We start from the raw sequence: 20,729 nt of genomic DNA on the forward strand, positions 1-20,729 counted from the left end.
CAAATCCATAGATTATTTATTTAATTCTGTAGTTGGTTTAGAAACCTAAAGATACAGCGCAAAGCAAAAATCAAAAGTGCGCTCATAAAGATAGTTAACACTAAATATTAATATCACTTGATCAAATTTATTTAGTCTATTCGATAAGGGCTATAGATGTCTAGTATAATTACATAGAATATAAATTTACCTTAGAATAAAAATTTTTTGTAAATTAATGTTGGGTTAATCAAATAATTAATTAAAAATTATCATTTTATTTAGATATATTCTAGCTAAATAAAAATTATAGTTATTTATTCTAAAATAAATACACCGAATTAATAAATAATATTATATAAAATTTAGATATACTAAATTAAGATTTATTGAATAGATAAATCTCACAATTAATTTAGAATTAGCATATAAAGCTGCCATTTTCCTTTTACCAAAAATCAAACCTCTTTCCATTCACTAAATATTCAAAATGCCAGACTCATTAATGTATCAGCAAGATCACTTTGTGGTTCTAGAAACAAATCAACCAGAACAATTTCTGACACAATCAGAGTTATTAGAAAAGCTCAAAATAACTCTCCAACAACTTGTAATTCAAGATTTGCCGCCTGACTTGCAAAAGTTTGATACTGCGGAAGCTCAAGCACAATATTTACTTGACACCACTTGCGAATTAGATATTGCTCCTGGGCAATATTTGCAATGGTATGCAGTTCGTTTAGAAAAGTAACTTTTTAGTTAGCGATTAAGAAATAGTATAACAGACATTAGATTTGTAGGTTGGATTGAACTTAAGCGTTACCCAACAAAGTCCTGAGAATGTTAGGTTTTGTTCATCAACCTAACTTACATTGGAATTATTTTTTAGGCTTAACTACGCAGTATTGGAAGCAGATAAGAGAAAAATTACTCAAAAATATCCTCTTTCCTGCTCTGCTCACCCTGCTTATCCGAATCATATTGGCAGATCCCCAACTTCTTTGATAATTCGGGATCTGCGCGTTTGATTCAGGATTGATACATAAAAGAATCAAGTTTGGATAACAAGAATTTCCGTTCTTGACTATTGACTAGTGACTAGTGACTCTTTTTGAGTATTGATCAGTGCTAGCTCAATTTTGTTTTCAGATGGCTGCGTTATTTGAACCTCCAATCCAGGGCCAAAATAGTTGGTCATTTTTTCCTGCTTTTGTTGCCAGACATCAATTGGTATTAGCGGTGAATCAAATTCTAAAATTAAAGCATAGTTACCATTGACTTCTGTTTCTCGCAAGCCTGTGACTGTTGGTCGTTCCTGATCTGAAGGACTCAAACCCAAAAAAGAAAGTGTTGTATCTAGATGAGCATCTTGACCGTAACAATATCGGGTGATGTCTTTGCGAATTTTAGTTTGGGTGTCAGTTGCTTGCTGTTCTCGCAATATCAATGCTGACGGTGACGTAGTTTGAGTAAAGGGCACTGGCTTGAGTTCATTAGCTTTCAGCGCTAATCCTCCCAAGAATAGAGGAATCCCGTAAAAAAATCCGACAAGATTTAATGTGGCATTATCAGCACCATAAGCGACGAAGCCCATAATGGTTAATATGCCGCCGATAGTTAAACCGAGTGTTCCCAAAGAGATGTTGCGTAGCATGAGCTTAAATTAATATAAATTCTGAATACCTCAGTTTTATTATCATCGGCTATGAGTAACAAATTAGGGAAGAACATCGTTCCTAAACAGTGGTATTCAACCAACTTAAAATAGCCAGACCAAGATTGACACGCTAAGAAGTCAAGGGGTTCTGCTTTCCTTTTTCTAAGCCACAAAGTTTGTGTAGTAGACTAGTAAGGGCGTATTATTGCCCCAGAATGCTGGATTTTGAGTTAACTTAAAATTTAAAGGTAGTTAAAGATAGGAAAAAATAATGGATTTACAGACTATAAAAGAACGAATTGCCGCAGTTCAAAGCAAACGCGAGTACCTGTTAGGTCTACTTGAGCAACCAAATTTGGGAACTTTGAGAGTTGACGTAAATCAGGCTTTGGAAGAACTGGATGAATTAATTGATGAATTTAGACGCACGATCGCGGTAGAGTAAAAATTATCGAAAATTGCGTCGGTTTAACCGTCAACTTCAGGTTAAACTGACGCTCCTTAGTATTATCATGTCTTCAAATCCCCAGAATTCAACTAAGTGTTAGTTGGCGAAGCAACATAGCTGTATCATTTATCCTGCAACTGAATCATCTCCTGCACGCTTACCTAGCTGCCTAACTAACGCAATAAGTTCCTTTGTAGGTACATCTTTCTTGCAAATATCATCAAAGCTAGACATTGCTTTTGTCCCCTGAAAATTCACGTCTTCCACTGAGGAGTAAGCAAGGATCTGGGTATTGGGAGATATAGCTTTAATGTGACTAGACGCACTCCAGCCATCCATAACTGGCATCTGTAAATCTAAAACAATTACGTCAGGATGGCAACGTTTAACCATTTCTATAGCTTCTTCACCATTACTGGCTAAACCTACTACTTGAATATTTTCTTGGCAAGAAAAAACTAATTGTAAGGTTAAACGAGTCAGCTCGTGGTCATCAACTACTAGAACACGCAAGGTAGAAAGCTCACAGGATAACATTAACATTGAGGGGAAAGACGAAATTATTTCAGAACAGCCTCTCTAGTCTATGGGAACAAATGCCAGCACTAACTCTATCCTATGGTTGAATAACTTGTGTGAACCCATGACAAACAACTTAGATGACTTCTCAAAAAAATCAAGTTTTATAAAAAAACTAAGTTGAGCTAGTTGTCAAGGTAAAAGTAACTTATTTTTAATCAATCAGGTTTGAGGCTACACCAGTTGAACGTAATGCCATATTTATGAGAATTTTTTGTGAATTAGCTTCTGGAGAATCATCATAAGGACGCCGTTGAATGTAAGTGCCATCGGCTTGTAATTCCCAAGCTTGGCGATTATCTGCGAGCATAATTCCCATAATTTCTTGCAAATCTTTGGCAATATCTGGGTCTTTGACTGGGGTAATTACTTCCACTCGGCGGTCTAAATTGCGGCGCATCCAGTCGGCACTGCCGATATAGATTTCTTCTTGTGTATTGTTATGAAAATAATAAATCCGAGAGTGTTCTAAAAAGCGACCGACAATGCTGATTATGCGAATGTTTTCACTAATGTCTTTGAGTCCTGGACGCAAACAGCAAACGCCCCTAATAATTAAGTCGATTTGCACCCCGGCGCGGGAGGCTTCGTATAAAGTGGCAATAATTTCTGGATCGACTAGGGAATTCATTTTGGCAACAATGCGTCCAGAAAATCCATTTTGAACATTTTCGATTTCGCGGTGAATTAGTGCCAAAAAGCGATCGCGCATATTCACAGGCGCAACTAGCAACTCTCGATAAGACTTTTGCAGAGAGTATCCGGTCAAGAAATTAAATAAATCTGTAATGTCAGCACCTAATTCTTCACGGCAACTGAACAATCCCAAATCTGTGTACAGGCGTGCCGTTTTGGGGTTATAGTTACCTGTACCAATATGCACATATCGGCGTATCCGGTCTTTTTCGCGCCGTACCACCATGACGGTTTTACTGTGGGTTTTCAGTCCCACTAAACCATAGACAACATGAACCCCAACTCTTTCTAGTCGTTTTGCCCAGTAAATATTATTTTCCTCATCAAATCGCGCTTTTAATTCCACCAGTACGGATATCTGTTTGCCATTTTCGGCGGCGGCAATTAAGGCGTTGACGATGGGCGAGTCGCCAGAAGTGCGGTAAAGGGTCATCTTGATGGCTAACACATCCGGATCGTAGGCGGCATAGGTAATAAAGCGTACTACTGTAGCCGAAAAGGATTGATAGGGATGGTGTACTAGCAAATCCTTTTCCCGAATTACAGCAAAAAAGTCTTTTCCTTCATCTGTCTCCAGCGTATCTGGATCTAAACTCGGTTCCCTGAGTCTTTGCAAACGTAATGGTACAACAGATTGGCGTGGTGGATCTTTGAGTTCTGGCAATGGCAAGGACATAAAATACATTAAATCCCGCAGTCCCAAAAGACCATCTACTTCGTAGAGATCGCTTTCTGTTAATTCCAAATCATGCAATAATCGCGATCGCACTATTTCAGGAGTCTGGGATTGAAGTTCTAACCGGACTGGACTTCCACCCAAGCGCCGTTTTCGCAATTCCTGTTCGATGGCTAACAATAAATCATCTGCTTCATCTTCTTCTAAGACCAAATCGGCATCACGAGTAATGCGGAACGGATGATATTCTTGAATATTCATCCCTGGAAATAGAGATTCCAAGTTATGAGCGATCGCTTGTTCTAAAGGTACACCAGTCCAGTTTACAGGTTTGTCTTTGTGCTGATCTCCCAATTCTGGCGGTATTGCTAAAAATCGTGGTAGCAGATTGGGAACTTTAACTCTGGCAAATAATTCTTCTTCGGTGTCTGGGTTTTTGACCACAACAGCCAGATTCAGACTGAGATTGGAAATGAAAGGAAAGGGATGACTAGGATCAACAGCCAGAGGAGTCAAAACAGGAAAGACTTGTTCTTCAAAATAACTGTTGAGATGAGTCTTCTGTTTTTGATTCAAATCTATGTAATCTAAGATATAGATGCCATGATTTGTTAGTAGGGGACGAAGTACTTGCTCAAAATGCTGATGCTCTTTCTTTACAAGAGGAGTGAGGGTAGACCTAATATCGTCTAACTGTTGTTGTGGTGTCCGACCATCAGGAGTCAACAGGCTAACTTTCGCCTCTACTTGTTGCTTTAAACCAGCAACCCGTACCATGAAAAACTCATCCAAATTAGAGTTGAATATTCCCAAAAACTTTAAGCGTTCTAGAAGTGGCGTGCGCTCGTCACAGGCTTCATGTAATACCCTGGCATTAAACTCTAGCCAGCTTAACTCACGGTTAAGATAATATTGTGGATCGTTTAAATTGATGGGGGTAGAGCTTTTTTTAGATTTCGCCATAATGACTTAAAGGCAGGCAGAAGTAGCCCATTTAGCTGGGGGACAATAAACATAGTAAATTAAATGGGGCTTGAGCGTTACGCTGAGGCGGATAGTTTGCCATAGCCATTTTTTACAGACTATTTCAATCGTGCAAAATACAGATTTTTCGTAGGGTAGCACAGCACTACTACCCTAAAATGCGTTGCATCCAGATAAAAACTGCTATAAGTCCAGAGATTAAAATCGTTGTTAATAGCATGTTAATTTTAAAGATGCGCTTAAGATTTGGTAAAGATATAACCTGAGTATTATGAAAATTTTCGACTAATTATTAAGTGCAGTTTACATAATAATTTTGTATTAAATGCAGTCTAAAACCATACCTATGGTGCTTGTTAGATTTAGTTTTTCAAAAGACAAGTATTAGTAAATATTGCTACAAATACCATCTAAGGATTGACTGAGTAAAAGAACATGGATATGGACTTTGATTATAGCTAATAAAATTGCCATTAATATTTTATACGCAACCCAATATTTACTTTTTTTATAGACTCAATAAATATTGATACCATTTTTAAGTAAATTCTCTAATCTCAATATCAAGGAATGAGGGATAAATTGATTAGGTCAGCAACAACTTGACGACTACCTAAAAACTTCGGTTTGAATGGCATTTGATAGATTTGTTCAGCGATTATTTTTTTAAATGGACAAAGGAGCTTTTAATTATGAAATTCAACACAAAATTTGCGATCGCTTTAGTTGCTGCTACTAGTGTTTTTAGTCTAGCTTCTGGAGCTATGGCTGGTGAAGCTGGCGCTGCTGGTGCTGCTGCATTTACAATTGATAGTGATAATAAAGTAACAGGTGTTGCTGTAGCTGCTGCGGTCGGTAGAAATGATGCTGCTGCCGCCGCATTTCAGGGTGCTGAAGGTATTCCAAACGCTGCCTATGCTCTAGGTTCTGGCGGTCTGATTACTTTGGAAAGTATAGGAGAACCAGCAACAGCCAGTATCAAAGGTGCAACTTCTACTGCCCTTAATGAAACTAACACCTTGGGTGGTAATGCAACAATCCAAATTGGTACTACTTCTCCTAATAGTGTTGTAACCCTTGGTACTCCTGCTCCATAGGCTACAACCTAATTTTCGGTTGAGCTAAGACACATTTAGGTAGTCAAATTGAATCAAAAGATTATCTTAAGGGTGTATACCAAGTTTGCAAACATACTCCAGTAGCTGTAAGCCTGGAAATAAATACGTAAAGGCTGCAAAAGCAGCCTTTGTTTATTTGTGTGACATCATATTCAAAAAACTCTCTAAACAATAATTTGGAAAAAACAAAATTATGAATCGTAAAAAAATCTAAATCTAGCTGGACTAAGGTTATTGTAAACTATTTCTAACTTATCAATATCACCCATATTTTTCGGAAATGTCTATTATTTAGAGACATGGTTCATCGCGCCTGAACAAACTCTGCATTTCACGCAATGCAAAGTCAAAGAAACAACATAAATATTTCACTCAACCTAATCTTATTTATAACACCTTTATCATTGCTAGTAAAAACTTATAGATTTCTTGACAAAGTAAGTGAAAATCACCGTATTGTTATCAGCTATATTCATTGAATTAGCAAAAAGCAAGATGACCATATAGTATTTCTATAAATGAGCAGTTCGCAATTTATAGACAGATTGCTATGGCTAATCTAAGTATTTTGCTTAATTAACCAACAATGAATAATAAGTATGAATTCGACACGTCAAATAGCATTATTGTTTACTGTTGTTACTAGCACATTTGGCATAAATTCTATAGCTATAGCTGGAGAAGGTGGTGCTGCTGGAGCAGTAGCATTCACACTCGGATCTGGTGTCGTCACTGGAGTAGCTCAATCTGCTGCAACTGGCAAAAATGACGCCGCCGCCGCCGCATTTAATGCTCCTAATGCCACTAGTGGTATTGCCAATTCCGCCTATGCGCTAGGTTCTGCTGGTGCAATTACCATAACTAATTTAGGAAATCCCGCAACTGCTCAAATCGTCGGCACACCAGATACAGCACTAGGCACTGCACAGATTAATCAGTTCAGTTCCAATACCACAATCAAAATCGGGACTACCAGTGGTGACGAACTTATCAAGTTTTAGAAGCCCTGGCGACTAGAAGTCGCGGCTATACAGACAAAACCTGCCTCCGCAGGTTCAAAACCCTTGATTTGAATTAGTCCACGGAGATGGACTACCCTGCGGGAAGCCGCAAAGCGTCTATGTTTGTGTAGTAGCAAATTCTATTCGTCCAAAACTTTTCTTTTGTTGCTAAATCTATCTAGGTGGTATTGGTTGCGGTTTTTGCTCTTCCACGTCTTGTCTGTTGCGTTGTATTTCTAACTGTTCAACCCCTTGATCGATTCCTCTCCTTAATCGTTCAGCAGTTTGTTGGTCAAAAGGATTAGGCGGGTCTCCTAATTTAAACAACACGGTGAAGACGTTTTCTGTGACATTGAAGTTATTTCCAACCAAGTCTCTGCCATAATCATAGTCATTATTACTCCAAGACAGACTTAGCGTTGGACTATTGTATTGTTTGCCCATTTTCCACTGCGCCCTAGCTCCATACCGAGAACGACTAATACTTTCATTAATGGGCGTATAATACGCTGACAATCGAAAATTTTCACTGAACCTAATTTCAAAGTCAGCTAAAAGCGTATTTTCTATTGAATTAGGTAAAATATCACCAAAATAGTTAACTAACCCAAAAGAAACAGGGCCAATATTTGCCCTTGCTCCTAGTGTAAGAGAACTAGCAGGACTAATACTTATAGTTCTACCGATTCTAGTATCTTGGTCAATAGCATAATTTAATCCGGTTGAAAAAACAAGATTGTTAGTCTTACTTAAGGGTATTTTTTTTGTAATACTACCTACTAGTTGACTATAGTAATCACGATCTGGGTTGACATAACCGATGCCTCCTGCCGAATAAGTCCAACCGCTTGATGTCCTGTGACTAAAGTCTCCGCCAAGATAAGCTTTAATTGTGTCTCCAGTAATTACACCTGCATAATATCTGAAAACATCTGATGATCCTGTGATATTTCCACTAAAGCTAATATGTGGGTAATAAACCGTCTTTTCCGTGAGTCTGCTGCCGTTAGCAAAATTTACATCTTGTACAAAGTCTTCTAAATAAATTTGCGTATAAAAATTTTGCAGAGTCGCAGGAGAATAAACTTCACCATTCACAATAGACGCTACAGCAACATTTGAGTTAACTCCTCCTTCAGCACCCGCCTCTGCCAACATCCTACGAGGCCCAGTAGGTTCATAACGAACAACTGAATCAATTCTGCGGAGTATAACTGGTGAAATTCCAAACCAGATACTATTAAAATTTCCACTAGGAACTTGATTTAAACTTGTTATATTTGCTGCTGGGCTTTTTGCTTGTCCAATACCAGCATGATAAAAGGTAAAGCTATTTACAGGAAGCCTAGTATTATTTGCAGCTAAAAATAAATTTTTGTTAATATTTGGATTGACCGGATTTGCCCCTCCTTGGAGTTGCGGATTAGCATCAGGTAAAATAAAATTACCTAATTGCAAAGCTGAATTAAGTAGTGTATTGTCATCATTTAAGATAAATCCATAACCGCGAATTGTTCGACCAATAACAGCTTTTTTATCATTCGCTCTGACAACTTGTCTAACTGTCGAATAAAAAGTTGCTGGCGTATTATCAATATTTTCTTTTCTAGTGTAAAAAGGTGTATTCCCTTGGGTATTACCAGGCAAAGTCCCAGCATTAGGAAAGTAAAAATCTACACCAAATTTTTGGCCATTTGCTCCCATTTGAAAGCCAGGTAAACTCATAACTGCCAAAGATTCGGGAGTTACCACATCACCTACATTAGCAGTTTGAACAATGCGAGTTGGAACAAAAAAGTTAGGATCAATACTATTTTTGTCAGTTACTAAACCAGGGGTGTACGTACATTGTTTGTCAGAAGAAGTTCCTGGAAAAAGACAAGAAGCAGTCAAACTCATTTGGATTTGTGTGCCAAATAGAGTTTGTGGTTCTTTCTTCAGAACTGTCACTTTTCTAGATTGTCTAACCGTTTGTAGTTGTAAGTAAGTACCTTTTTGGTCTACCGTATAAATATTATTTCTAGTTAAATTCTCCTGAATTCGGCTATTTAGTTTAAAGATTCCATTAACATCGAATGTAACGTTGCGATCGTCTCCAAAACCGCTACCTCCAAAAAGCTCCCATTTTGTTAAGTGGCTAATGGGTATGCCATTCAGTGGTAGAGTAGTTGTAAATGGGTTAATTCGCTCGTTAGGAGCAATCCTCGGCGGTATCTTGTAATTTGGATCAGTTGGCAGAGTTTCTTGAGAATTTTGTATTAATGGTTTCTCGTCTAATTCTGCAACTAGGGGCAAGTTTTGCGGGGTTTGGGTTTTTGGAAATGTTAGCTTATTGCCTAGCTCCGAAACACTAATTTCATGAGGATTATTTGAAATAACTTCAGGTAAGTTTGGTATAACCTCATTTTGCACCGATTTTTCAGGGAAAGTAGCTTGAGATTTGCTATTTTTCAGTGCTAAATCTGTTACTTTTGGCTGATTATCAAAATTCCCATAATCCTGCTTTAATTCAACTTCATCCTTTGAAGGTAATTCTGGTGTTTTAAACTTATTTGGAATATTTAACTCGGAAGCAATGGCAAATGTATTAATAAAAAATATAATTTTTATTATAAAAATAGGTAAGGCTAAAACTTTATTAAAAACTAGATAAACTATTTTTTTCATAATTTAGCTTTATGCCTCTATTTTCGTGTTGCATTTTCAGTAAAGTGCGTGTTGCATTTTCAGTAAAGTGCAAAGAATATTAATCATTTAAAAAAAGTAAAATAATAAAAAAGTATGTTTGCAGTAATCTCATTTTGTGTAAACATACTTAATAAAGGCAAATCTTATAACTCCTAATTAAGCTAACTAATCGTGAGTTATTTTTATTAAACTTTGCCTATGTTTACGTTTAATATGTACTTCAATTTGGGCAATAAAATTAGTAAATATACTGTAAACAGACTGTAACCGTCTTAACATTTAACAGACATCAGTATAATTCCTACATTCAATCAAAATCACCTTATACTTTTGAGTACTATTACTGTTGACTAAAATATAAATTCACAAAACATTGTTACTGGCATATTTGTTTAATAAGGACTAAGATTCACAACTCATAACTATGTTTCAAGCTACTCGCCGCCGTCTTGCAATTTGGTACACTGCCGTTACTGCCGTATTACTACTACTGTTTGCTAGTGGCGTTTATTTATACGTCCGTAGTACACTAATTGAGCGCATTGACGATACTCTTAACCATGTAGTAGAAATAGTGGAGCGTTGTCTCACAACCAGCCCCTGTGCATCTAAGCTCATATTTGAGCCGATTAATGCTGATTCAGATAAATTTCGCATTAATAATTTAGAAGCCAGTTTCCGTGACAATAACGACACCGTAGAAGATGACCACATCGACCTAGAATGGTTTGGTCCGACTGGTGAATTACTTTGGTCAACGCTATCCGAACCCCTAAATATTCCTATTCATGCCAACCGCACTGGTGAAACTGTGCGCGTAGTTAAGGGCGAGAAAGAAAAAGGCAAAGATGATAAACTCCTCACTCCTAACTCCCCACTATTATTGCGTCAAGTGACACAACGGGTGGAAGTAGGGCGGCAAGTATTAGGATATCTGCGTGTTAGTCATCCTTGGTTTGAAGTCACTAAACCCAGTCGCCAGTTAATTTTTGATTTGGCACTAGGTATTGGGTTAATGGTGCTTTCTGTGGGCGCAAGTGGTTGGTTTCTTTCGGGTAAAGCAATGGAACCTGTAAGGGAGTCTTATCAACGCCTCAAACAATTTACTGCTGATGCTTCTCATGAACTTAGAAGTCCTATTACTTTAATTCAAACAAATGTACAAGTCGCCCTTACTGACTTAGATTTAGCAGAGTCAGAAACGAATAATTCTTTGCAGTATCGGCAACAGTTAAAGGTGGTGGAACGGTTAACGCAGCGTTTGGGTAAGTTAGTTAATGACTTACTGTTCTTAGCACGACAGGATAGTGGTATTAGCAAAGATATTTTTTCACTTTGTCCGCTAGACGCTTTGTTGATGGAGGTGGTTGCAGAACAACAATTGTTACTCCCTGAAAAAAAAATTGCTCTTTCTCTAGACTTAGTTGACCCTCCCGCCTCCGAAACTAGCCCGGAATTACTGGAAAATTGGTTTACCCTTGTGGGCAATTGGGATCAACTAGTGCGCTTGTTCACAAATTTAATTGCTAACGCCTTGCATTACACTCCAGCAGGTGGACGAGTGAAAGTTGAATTGGCGCGGATAGAGGGAATAAATCGCGTTTCTGGACTACGTTATACCAGCGCCCAGTTGCAAGTTAAAGTGAGTGATACTGGTGTTGGAATTCCAGCAGAAGCACTACCACGCTTATTTGACCGCTTTTATCGGGTAGATCCGGCACGGACTCATACAACTGGGAATACAGCTACAGCTAGTGCTACTGGTTCAGGATTAGGATTAGCGATCGCTCAAGCTATTGTCGAACATCACCAAGGTCATATTCAAGTTGAAAGTACTCAAGGCATTGGCACTACATTCACTGTCACCTTACCAATAAATCTTGAGTCTTAATTCGGTAAGAAATTTTTGTTTCCTGTGATAGATGCAGAAAAGTGAATTTATTTACTAATTTATATAGCAACAGTTGCAATATTCAGTATTTGAATTGCTTACTAACATCATATTTATATTGTTGATACTTTAGCTGATTAATTAGTAAGCTGTTCTACATTCAAATTGCATATATTAACTGCTACAGCAGTTTCTTTTGCATGAGGTACAACAAAGTTACTGGTTTTGAGGCAGGAGGCAAAAGGCAGGAGGCAAGAGGCAGAAGAATAATTTGATTTTTAAATCCTTAGTTCTGTACTTTATTTAGTTACAAAATTTAGTTACAAAATGCTGTAATTAAACTTGTTGTTTGAGAAAGTTTTCTTTTAAAGAAAGACAAATTGAATTTTATTAGGAGTTAAAAATGAATATGAAGTTTCAAAGTTTTCGCAAGTCTGCTGAGTTACTTGGTGCTATATGCGGTGGATTACTAATCACTTTGCCAGCAATTCCTCAAGCACTAGCACAACAATCAGTAACACAACAATCTACTCCCAAGGTTAACCCATGTCCTAGAATTTTCTACGAAGAACCACATAATAGTCAGGTTGTTGTACCACAAGGATGTCCTCCAAATGCGCTAACACAAAGACTAGCTGCTCAAGGGCTTCTTCCCGTCCCAGCTACCCCATTACAAGAGCAAACAAAAGTGGGTGTAGGTGGTGAAGCTCCACAACCAGGAGTCACACCATCACAGCCAGCACCAAACAATCAAAGTCAGCAGCCTTCAACAGGGGCGGTTTCCACCGATCAACAACAACTAGAACCACGGCAAACCCCCACCACTACGATCGCACTAGCAAATGGTACTGTTAATGTCAGGTTGGAAAATGACACTGCGGCTAATGTAACCTACCAAGTAATTGGCGATACAGCACCGCGATCGCTACAAGGTAAATCTTATGTAACATTGCAAGGTCTAAAGGCACCAGTAACAGTGACATTTGAACGCGAAGATGGCGGACAGTTGATAGTAACTCCACAGCCTTCTTCAGAGACAGGAACCTTGGAAGTTAGATTTAAGGAAGCCACGAATGCAGCACAGGGTAGAAGTACTATGAGAATCGACCGAAACGGTTCAGTGTTTTTGAATTAATTAAACGTGAGTTCGATGAACCTCTCCCTGACTTGAACTAAAGTTCAAATCTGTCCCTCTGTAACTCGGAAAGGGAAGCCTTTGTTGCAAGAGGTGTTGGAGGAGAGGTTCTTTTATTATGGGTAATTTGGCGAACATGATATGAGCCGTCAAATTCACATTAATTAAAGAGTGAATTCTGCCAATTTTAGATTTCTCTTTCAATCCAAAATTCAAAATCTAAAATTGAATGATTGCTACTTGCGCTGAAGCATTTTAGTTAGCTGATCCAGCAATTGCACTTCTTGTTTGCTATCTTCCAATGTCCGCGCCAGTATAATTGCCCTTTCGTAAAAATTGCGGGCAGTTAAATAATTACCTTGTTGTTTGTATAACTGAGCGTAAGACTCAAAAGATTTTAATTCTTCTCGCAAATTTTGCAATTCTTTAGCGATTGCTAAACGTTGCTCTAGTAAATCAAAAGCCCGTTCGTAACGTCCGACAGCAGTGTGAGCAGTAACTAAACCGTCAATTGCCCGTAATTCATTAGTGCGATCGCGGTTAGTTTTTGCTATCTGCATTGCTGTTCCATAACTGCCAATGGTATCCTGATAATTTCCAGATGCTAAGTAAGCATCTCCTAAATTATTCAAAGTATTTGCTTCACCGATGGCATCGCCAGTCTGACGGCGGAAGATTAAAGCATTTTCATACAATTTAATCGCCTTGTTATAATCTCCCAACCTGGCAGTTACTAAACCTAAATTGCTCAAAGATAGTCCTTCTCCTTCAATGTTTTTGACATGGTGAGCAATTGTGAGTGCATCTTCAACAAAATTGCTGGCAGCAGCAAATTCTCCTTGTTGCAGGAAAAATGTACCGAGATTATTTAGTACAAAAACCTGAGATTGGAAGTCTTTAGTATCACGAGCGATCGCTAATCCTCTTCTTAAAGCATCTTCCGCTTCTTTTAAACTACCAAGTTGCACATAAGCCTTCGCAAGCAAATTGTAAGTTAGACCTTGTGCTTTCAGGTCGCCAATTGAGTGATATAATTCCAATGCCCGCAAGCAAGAGGTAATTGTTTTATCGGCATATCCTGAAGCGTATTGTTTTTCACCGATACTCAGCAAGCTATCTGCTTCATCTCTTGATTGTCGCCCAACGGAACTATTTAAAGGGCGGTGGAGTTGTTGGGTAATATCAGCTGCACTCGCAACTATGGGACTCAGCAAAAAAGTAAACAGTAAAAAACTTTGTAACAATATTTGGGGACGAGAAATCGCACCTACACAAATTAAGCCTAACTTTTGCCTGGGAAATACAAGCCGTTGTTTCATAAAAATTACCCTTAAAGTTGCGGGTTTAAGTAGAAGGTCTAAGAAAAAGTTTTAATTTTTTAATTGAAGACAAAAAATATACGCATTTATACTTAATTTATGATTGCGCTAAATCTTCCCCGAAGTATATAGCGCGGATATCTGTGGGTAATTTGTCCTCTAGCATACGATAGCCTTCCTGGAGAAAATCGGCTACTTCGCTTGGTGCGATCGCTTCTCCTTCGGCTTGCAGATAGGCGGCGATTCTAGTTTCGCTCCAGTGGAAAGTTTGAACCATTAACACAATTAATCGCAAAACAGGTGGTAGTTGGTCTAATGCCTGTTGTACATAGCACCATAGCGGCGGCGAAGTCGCTTGCAGAGAATAATGAATTGCTTCTGTGGGTGGTACTTTAATCTCGTTAATACAGAAAGCTGTCATATTAATTAACCAATTTTGCATGGTTAGGGCTTCCTTACCTGATTCGGAGTCAGTTAAATTTAGTCCACCGAGTTCATAGTAGATATGTCGCCAGGTGAGGGCAAACAGATAATCTGCCTGCACAGGCGATCGCGCCGAATGCCGAATTAAGGTATAAACTATGGGACTATAACGGCAAAAAATCACCGTGAAGTACTTTCCGGCATCTGGATTTTGCTGAAACAGAGTCAGTAGTTCATGGTCACTGTGATGGAACAGCGACTTCACCAGAGGGTGATTAGCTTCCGGGAAATGAGGAATTTGCATAAGCCTTTCAATGGATAGTTGTTAAAATAGTTTTGGGAATTGCACTCCTGTAATTAATCGCATAATATCTTGGTGTTGACCAATTTGTAGCCCCAACTCAGACTACTTGAATATTGATAAACTAGAAACAAAGACTTAATTTTAGTCTTAATGGATAATCATAAAATCGACTCCCTTATAGAATCCTTATTTGTTCATGGTTATAGCAGTTAGTGTGATATCGTTCCTGCTCAGTCCCCTTACCTTAGGCTCCTTTCTACCTTCCCTGCCCTTAGATAGCCTGTTCTCCACTCAAGGCATTATGGTGATGCTGCTAGCAGCTTACGCTGGCGCAATGTGGATGTTTCTCACCAGTGCCCCAAAAGTACACACTGTGATGGTGTCGGATTTGGAGATTGCTCGACAGTTGTATGAAGGGCTGCTAGATTTGCCAGCAGCTGAGGTGCCATTGCACTACTACTACAATTACGAACAAACTATCGGCACAACTGGCATTGATCCACTATATATGTCTACTGGGCCGAGCTTGTCTAGTAAAATGATGAATAATGCCAATGATGGGCTGTGGTATCAATTGAAGAAAAACACCCAGCTACATGTCATTACTGGGGCGAGTTTAGGTAGCAAAAATCAGCAACGCCACGTTTGTTTCGATCACGATTGCCTGGAAATGATTTTAATGCGAGTCGAAGTGCGCGGTTTGAAATTCAAGATTCGCAACCAAAAGCCCCTGAATTTTTTGGTCAAGGACTATGAAGGGCGGGTTATTGAGGTGGCTGAAGTAGCAAATTAGTTATTAGATTTTTAGATTATTTTAGGTTGGGTGGGGTGCGTAGCTCCACCCAATATTTTTTCTATAGTAGGTGAAGCGTAGCTTGCCGCCGTAGGCATCGCTCTACGATTGATTATTCAAAATCATTATCGGGTTTTGCTAAATAAAAGCTTATGACCGTTGAAAATATGTACACATCTCATCTGTATGAAACAGATTTCTATACTTGGACTCAACAGCAGGTTAGCTTGCTCAAAACTCAACAGTGGGATCAATTAGATACAGTTAACCTGATTGAAGAAATTGAAACTTTGGGGAGAAGAGAACGGCAAGAATTGAGAAATCGGCTCGGAGTATTGCTAGGACACTTACTAAAATGGCAATTTCAACCTGAAAAACGTAGTAATAGCTGGTTGAGTACAATTCGAGAGCAACGTGTTCAAATTAAGCTACTTCTGCAAGATAGCCCTAGTTTGAAACCCTATCTCGATGAAGTTTTCCTGACTATTTATGAACTAGGTTTAGCTTTAGCAATTAGAGAAACTGAGTTAGGTGAGCAATTTTTTCCAGAAGTATGCCCTTACACTTTAGGTGAAACTCTAAATCCTGAATTCTTACCAAATCTGAATCAGGTTGAGGAGCAGAGCGAGTAATTAGCCAAACAATATTTTATCAGCCTAAACCGTGGCAAATAAAAGCAGCCCAGTAACGAGGCTTTAAAAAGGGAAATTCCTCAGGCGAATTTTTTATATCATAAATTTGACTTAGTACTTTACGGTACTTTTTATATTCATAGTCCCACTCTAAATAGGTGGCTGAACCTTTGGAATATTGGTTTCTATTAGTTTTTGCTTCTTTCGATTTTTTGATAACTTGACTATAAAATTCTTGTATATCCTCTCTACTTAGCAGTGCCTCTTTCTTGAGTTCGCACAGTTTGATTTGGGCTTGCTGTAAAGCTTTAGGACGGCTGTTACCTTCTTGTCGATGTTAGTAATAAAAGATAGAAAATAATGCTGTTGCTAAGTCATCTATTAACCATAAACTACTAACAACGCTTCTAGCACCTGCACATAAAAAACCTGTGGCAAGAGTAAGAATATCATCAGTCAGGGGTGGAATACCAAGATTCGTCTCGCAGCAAGACAAAAACACTTCTACAAGTTGAGGTAAACGCCAGCTTGGTGTCATCAATTGCCCCAAGGTGATGCTGCCATGCGCTAATTTTAACTGTGATTCTAAAGGATTATCGAGGCGAGATATGGCATGGTGGCAGGAATGAAGTACATTAACTTTTTTTGCTAATTGCCGATAGTTCTTACAAGTGGCTTGACTGCTGCCAATTAATCTATTCTCTGATGGAATGTTATACATTTGGGCGAGTTTTTCGCCTTCAAATCTGGCACAGGAAAGGTTATCTTCGGCATCTTCTACAGTTCCATATTGTAAAGATGTTCCATTAAATGTTTCTACATTGTTGCGTTGTTGACAAAATTCTAAAATTTGGCAGCTTGGGGTATAACGAATCAGAAATTTATCTCCTAAATATTCCTGATATTCTCCTGCGGGCAAAGCAGCAAAGGGAATCTGATGTAGTAATAAATGAGGAACTAAAATTAATTCTTCTATTCCTTGAAGATGTTGGGAAATGAGTTCAGGTATTTGCAGCCGTGCAGCTAGTTCGCACAGAATACTGTTAATTTGAGTTTCCCATTTTTTGGAATCATTTATATAAGGCAACAACCAATTCTGGTTAATCCAGCCTTGCAAGGAATCTAACCCTTGCCCTGTGCAGGTATGGAGAGTAATTTGGTTTTGTTGGACGACAAAAATATGGGTGGCGCTGTTGGTAGTGTAGAAACTGAGGATTGCTGTATTGGGCTGGTCGATTAGCTTTTGAATTTCTGACAAGCTGAGGGGGTTAACTTGAATTTCGCCAGCTAATACGGGATCTTCGCGTCTGAGATTTTCCCAAACTTGTTGTTTTTGGGTTTCTAAAGATGCGATCGCTTCATTATAAGCTTCCCAAGCAGCCCGTGTTTCACTGCGATTCTTTTCAGATTTATGGCTTTGGCGTTCTTGGTCAATTTGCCGTTGCAGTTCTTCATACTGTTGCAATAATTCTTGGACTTTTGGGGGGATTTCTTCGCCTTGAGAGAGGTTGTAGCTTGCCATTAAGTCTACAAGAAGTTTGGAACGCGATCGCTCTGAATATTCAAAAGCTTTTTCTATTTGTCCAGCATTGATGCAAGCTTGCACCATGTTTTGGTAAAGATCGATGGATTCTTCCAAAATCTCTTGACGGCGCGATTCAGAAGTTGCCCAACTACGGATTTGTTCAACGGCATCAATAGCATTATTGTAGCCTTTTATAGCCTCATTCCATAATTTAATACCAAAAGCTATGTTTCCCAATTTTCTTGAACATCTCAAGCATTCTTGAGGAAGAGAAGTAGGGGTATAAATTTCTAAAGCTAATTGTAAACACTCAATAGCTTCATCTATTTTTCCTTGTAGAGTATAAGTAGTACCCAAACTAGATTGGGTCATTGCCCAATCTGCTGGAAATGCTTCCCTTGTAAATATTTGCAAAGCTAAATCATAAGCCTGAATTGCTGCTCTCAAATTTTGTGTATGCTTCTTTTGATTTGAGTCACTGTAGAGATTGCCCAAGTTATATTGGAGTGTAGCCCAATCGACTGGAAACGCGTCCCGTGTAAAAATTTGCAAGGCTGACTTGTAACTATTCATAGCCGCTTGCAAATTATATGTCCGGTTTTCATGTGTTTGTTGACGATAAGCAATAGCGAGATTTATTTGAGTTTTAGCCCAAAGTTCTGGTAAATTTTGCTGTGTGTATACTTGTAAAGCTGCTTCACAAGCCTGAATAGCTGCTTCTAAATTTTGTGCCTGATCTCCTTTAATACGAGCAACGTATGTACTACTTAAATTCAAGTGAGTTTTAGCCCATTCTTGGGGTAATTCTTCCAAGATGCGAACTTGTAAAGCCAATTTATAAGCTTCGATAGCTGCTTCTAGATTCTCCGCTCGATCTCCTTTAATGCGTTGATCGTAGGCACTACCCAAATTATCTTGAGTACTAGCCCATTTTTCAGGAAATGCCTCTCTAGTGCGGACTTTTAATGCCAATCTGTAGGCATTGATCGCTACTTCCAGATTTTCTGCTCTATTACCCAGTATCCGCTCATTGTAAGCAGTACCAAGATTATTTATTATTGTTGCCCACTCTTCTGGAAATGATTCCTCTGTAAAGACTTTTAAGGCTAATTGGTAAGCCTCGATCGCAGCCTCTAAATTTTCCGCTCGGTTTCCTTTAATTCTATCGCAGTAAACATTAGCAAGGTTAGTTTGCAGCACAGCCCATTGTTCTATATACAATTGCTGTGAGGAAGCTTCTCTTGTAAAAACAGTTAGTGCCATCTTGTTGCCTGTGAGGGCAATCTCTAAATTGCTTGCTCTGCTGCCAAATGGAAAAGACTGGATTTGTATACTGAAGTCGGAGATCACTAATGCAATCTCTTTTGCCCTTGACGGTTCGACTTTAGACAGCTCATCTGTCGCCCAAATTTGCAGTACTTTAGCAAAATTGTCATCTAGTTTTTCTAAGTTATTTAGGAGCAGCGAGTTTAATGCTTGTGAGTTGCCCCAATTTATCGAAATTGTATTCAATATTTTAAATAAGAAACTGAAATAGGCTTTTATTTGTTGTTTGTCCATTCCTGAATTACTCACTCTAAATTTTGGCATAGCAAGCCAATAGCACTAAGCTGTAGGTCAAGCAAGCTACTAACACACACTGCTTGAGAGCAATTGGCTCAATATAAAATTAATCGAGTTAGCTTTTATTGTCATCCTAAAAATCTGCCAATTTCTCCAGCAATTCCTCAGCTAAATCCAATAACTCAATTTCATCAATTTCATCACTAGTTCCACGATTACTTTCTCCACTCGTCACATTAGCAGCCAAAACATTTTTGACAGCAAAAATCCTGTCTTCTTCTTCAGATAAACTCAAACATTTTTCCAACTCTACAGCAACTTCTTGAATTGTCCTTGAACCCAAACGTTCTCTCACTTTCACCGCTACTAAATCGTCACTTTCCAGTAGTTTTACCAAAGCTGTTCTCAGTCCATCATCCTCGCGCGAAAACTTCTCAACGGCTACACGCACATATTCCCGCACGCTCATGTTTGCCGCTAATGCCTTTTGAAAAACTACATCTGGTACGTCCACCAGCAATACACCTTCGTTATCACTGGCTTGATATAAGTCATCTCCTTGTTTGACGGCTATCAGCAAATCTGCACCCAAAGCGTGTAAATAGTGCAACACCGATTCTAATTCATGTTCCTTTAACGCCGACTCTAACTTGGACACCGCAGCTTGCTTTACTCCCATTTTTTGAGCTAGCTGTGCCTGAGTCAATCCTGCTTTATTACGTATTTCCCGCATGGCATCGGTAAGATATAGGCGCAGGTACTCTAACTTTCCCGCCAAAATCACCTCTGGTTCGTCGCTTACCTTTTGCTGCAACCAAGCTTGAAAATTAGGCTTTTTCATGACTTTTCCCTCTGCTGCAATTCACGAAATCTCACTCTTGCAGGTTCTTTGTCTTTATCTTTGATAGCGTTGTCGTATTTCTTCATAAAGGCGTGCAGCACCACAAATCTCTGAGGAGTAGCAGCCGTTAAGATAAACCGTGGATTATGTTCGCTTTTAGTCATCCGTAACTCATACAAATCATCTTCCAGTTTCTCAAATATGCCACTGGTAAGTGATGCGAGTCCTTTGTCGCACAGGTAGCCAAGATTAACTTGCAGACGCTTGGTTTCGGAAGCACTCAGTAATGCTTTGGGTGGATTTTCTGGTTGATCCTCTTCGGGAATCATCTTGATGAAAAAAGCCAGCAAATCTTTGGGGATTTCCCCATTGACATCTAGATAAAGTTCCCAAGTCCAGGTCACTTCCTACCTCACAGTATAGTATTCCTTATAAGGAATGTCAATTTTATTATTCTTTTAAAGGAATATCATATAG

Annotated in this window: 17 protein-coding genes; 8 read left to right on the plus strand and 9 right to left on the minus strand. The window is 38.8% G+C overall.

Features of this window, described 5'->3' with window-relative positions:
- Positions 1-469: 469 nt before the first annotated feature.
- Positions 470-730 (plus strand): chlororespiratory reduction protein 7, encoded by a 261-nt coding sequence (locus RMY00_RS11425; RefSeq protein ID WP_322647655.1) that lies wholly within the window; start codon positions 470-472, stop codon positions 728-730.
- 333 nt (positions 731-1,063) lie between these two features.
- Here RMY00_RS11425 and RMY00_RS11430 read toward each other — a convergent pair whose 3' ends face one another.
- Positions 1,064-1,633: a DUF2854 domain-containing protein gene (locus RMY00_RS11430; protein ID WP_322647656.1), complete on the minus strand. Its 570-nt coding sequence runs from the start codon at positions 1,631-1,633 to the stop codon at positions 1,064-1,066.
- A 274-nt stretch (positions 1,634-1,907) separates the two neighbouring features.
- Between RMY00_RS11430 and RMY00_RS11435 the strand changes: the two genes are divergently transcribed.
- Positions 1,908-2,081 carry a hypothetical protein gene (locus tag RMY00_RS11435; RefSeq protein ID WP_322647657.1) on the plus strand — a complete coding sequence of 58 codons (174 nt, stop codon included), beginning with the start codon at positions 1,908-1,910 and terminating at the stop codon, positions 2,079-2,081.
- Between the two features lie 129 nt (positions 2,082-2,210).
- Here RMY00_RS11435 and RMY00_RS11440 read toward each other — a convergent pair whose 3' ends face one another.
- On the minus strand, positions 2,211-2,627 hold the full coding sequence (locus RMY00_RS11440; protein ID WP_322647658.1) for a response regulator transcription factor: 417 nt from the start codon (positions 2,625-2,627) through the stop codon (positions 2,211-2,213).
- A 190-nt stretch (positions 2,628-2,817) separates the two neighbouring features.
- The gene (gene ppk1, locus RMY00_RS11445; protein ID WP_322647659.1) at positions 2,818-4,998 is read right to left on the minus strand and encodes a polyphosphate kinase 1; all 2,181 of its coding nucleotides are present in this window, start codon (positions 4,996-4,998) and stop codon (positions 2,818-2,820) included.
- 713 nt (positions 4,999-5,711) lie between these two features.
- On the opposite strand from ppk1, the gene RMY00_RS11450 reads away from it, so the two are divergent.
- Positions 5,712-6,116 carry a hypothetical protein gene (locus RMY00_RS11450; protein ID WP_322647660.1) on the plus strand — a complete coding sequence of 135 codons (405 nt, stop codon included), beginning with the start codon at positions 5,712-5,714 and terminating at the stop codon, positions 6,114-6,116.
- Between the two features lie 620 nt (positions 6,117-6,736).
- Positions 6,737-7,138 (plus strand): hypothetical protein, encoded by a 402-nt coding sequence (locus RMY00_RS11455; protein WP_322647661.1) that lies wholly within the window; start codon positions 6,737-6,739, stop codon positions 7,136-7,138.
- A gap of 174 nt (positions 7,139-7,312) precedes the next feature.
- Here the strand turns inward: RMY00_RS11455 and RMY00_RS11460 are convergent, their stop codons facing one another.
- Positions 7,313-9,805 carry a hypothetical protein gene (locus RMY00_RS11460; RefSeq protein ID WP_322647662.1) on the minus strand — a complete coding sequence of 831 codons (2,493 nt, stop codon included), beginning with the start codon at positions 9,803-9,805 and terminating at the stop codon, positions 7,313-7,315.
- Positions 9,806-10,250: 445 nt separating this feature from the next.
- Between RMY00_RS11460 and RMY00_RS11465 the strand changes: the two genes are divergently transcribed.
- Complete coding sequence (locus tag RMY00_RS11465) at positions 10,251-11,717, plus strand: sensor histidine kinase (RefSeq protein WP_322647663.1); 1,467 nt, start codon at positions 10,251-10,253, stop codon at positions 11,715-11,717.
- A gap of 403 nt (positions 11,718-12,120) precedes the next feature.
- On the plus strand, positions 12,121-12,852 hold the full coding sequence (locus tag RMY00_RS11470) for a hypothetical protein (RefSeq protein WP_322647664.1): 732 nt from the start codon (positions 12,121-12,123) through the stop codon (positions 12,850-12,852).
- A 236-nt stretch (positions 12,853-13,088) separates the two neighbouring features.
- Here the strand turns inward: RMY00_RS11470 and RMY00_RS11475 are convergent, their stop codons facing one another.
- A complete protein-coding gene (locus tag RMY00_RS11475; protein WP_322647665.1) occupies positions 13,089-14,171 on the minus strand; it encodes a tetratricopeptide repeat protein in 1,083 nt (360 codons plus the stop codon).
- 97 nt (positions 14,172-14,268) lie between these two features.
- The gene (locus RMY00_RS11480) at positions 14,269-14,898 is read right to left on the minus strand and encodes a sigma-70 family RNA polymerase sigma factor (protein ID WP_322647666.1); all 630 of its coding nucleotides are present in this window, start codon (positions 14,896-14,898) and stop codon (positions 14,269-14,271) included.
- Between the two features lie 196 nt (positions 14,899-15,094).
- Between RMY00_RS11480 and RMY00_RS11485 the strand changes: the two genes are divergently transcribed.
- Together RMY00_RS11485 and RMY00_RS11490 are read left to right on the plus strand one after the other, a co-directional pair.
- Positions 15,095-15,691, plus strand: coding sequence for a glyoxalase-like domain protein (locus tag RMY00_RS11485; RefSeq protein WP_118168372.1), 597 nt, complete (start codon positions 15,095-15,097; stop codon positions 15,689-15,691).
- A gap of 167 nt (positions 15,692-15,858) precedes the next feature.
- On the plus strand, positions 15,859-16,323 hold the full coding sequence (locus RMY00_RS11490; protein WP_322647847.1) for a DUF29 domain-containing protein: 465 nt from the start codon (positions 15,859-15,861) through the stop codon (positions 16,321-16,323).
- Positions 16,324-16,660: 337 nt separating this feature from the next.
- Here the strand turns inward: RMY00_RS11490 and RMY00_RS11495 are convergent, their stop codons facing one another.
- From RMY00_RS11495 to RMY00_RS11505, 3 genes are all read right to left on the minus strand, one after another.
- Positions 16,661-19,408 (minus strand): CHAT domain-containing tetratricopeptide repeat protein, encoded by a 2,748-nt coding sequence (locus RMY00_RS11495; RefSeq protein WP_322647667.1) that lies wholly within the window; start codon positions 19,406-19,408, stop codon positions 16,661-16,663.
- Between the two features lie 136 nt (positions 19,409-19,544).
- A complete protein-coding gene (locus RMY00_RS11500; RefSeq protein WP_322647668.1) occupies positions 19,545-20,252 on the minus strand; it encodes a helix-turn-helix domain-containing protein in 708 nt (235 codons plus the stop codon).
- Complete coding sequence (locus RMY00_RS11505; protein WP_322647669.1) at positions 20,249-20,656, minus strand: type II toxin-antitoxin system RelE/ParE family toxin; 408 nt, start codon at positions 20,654-20,656, stop codon at positions 20,249-20,251. Before RMY00_RS11505 ends, RMY00_RS11500 begins: the two co-directional genes overlap by 4 nt.
- Positions 20,657-20,729: the final 73 nt, after the last annotated feature.

Source organism: Nostoc sp. ChiVER01 (genome assembly GCF_034531155.1).
In the GTDB taxonomy this organism is placed as follows: domain Bacteria; phylum Cyanobacteriota; class Cyanobacteriia; order Cyanobacteriales; family Nostocaceae; genus Nostoc.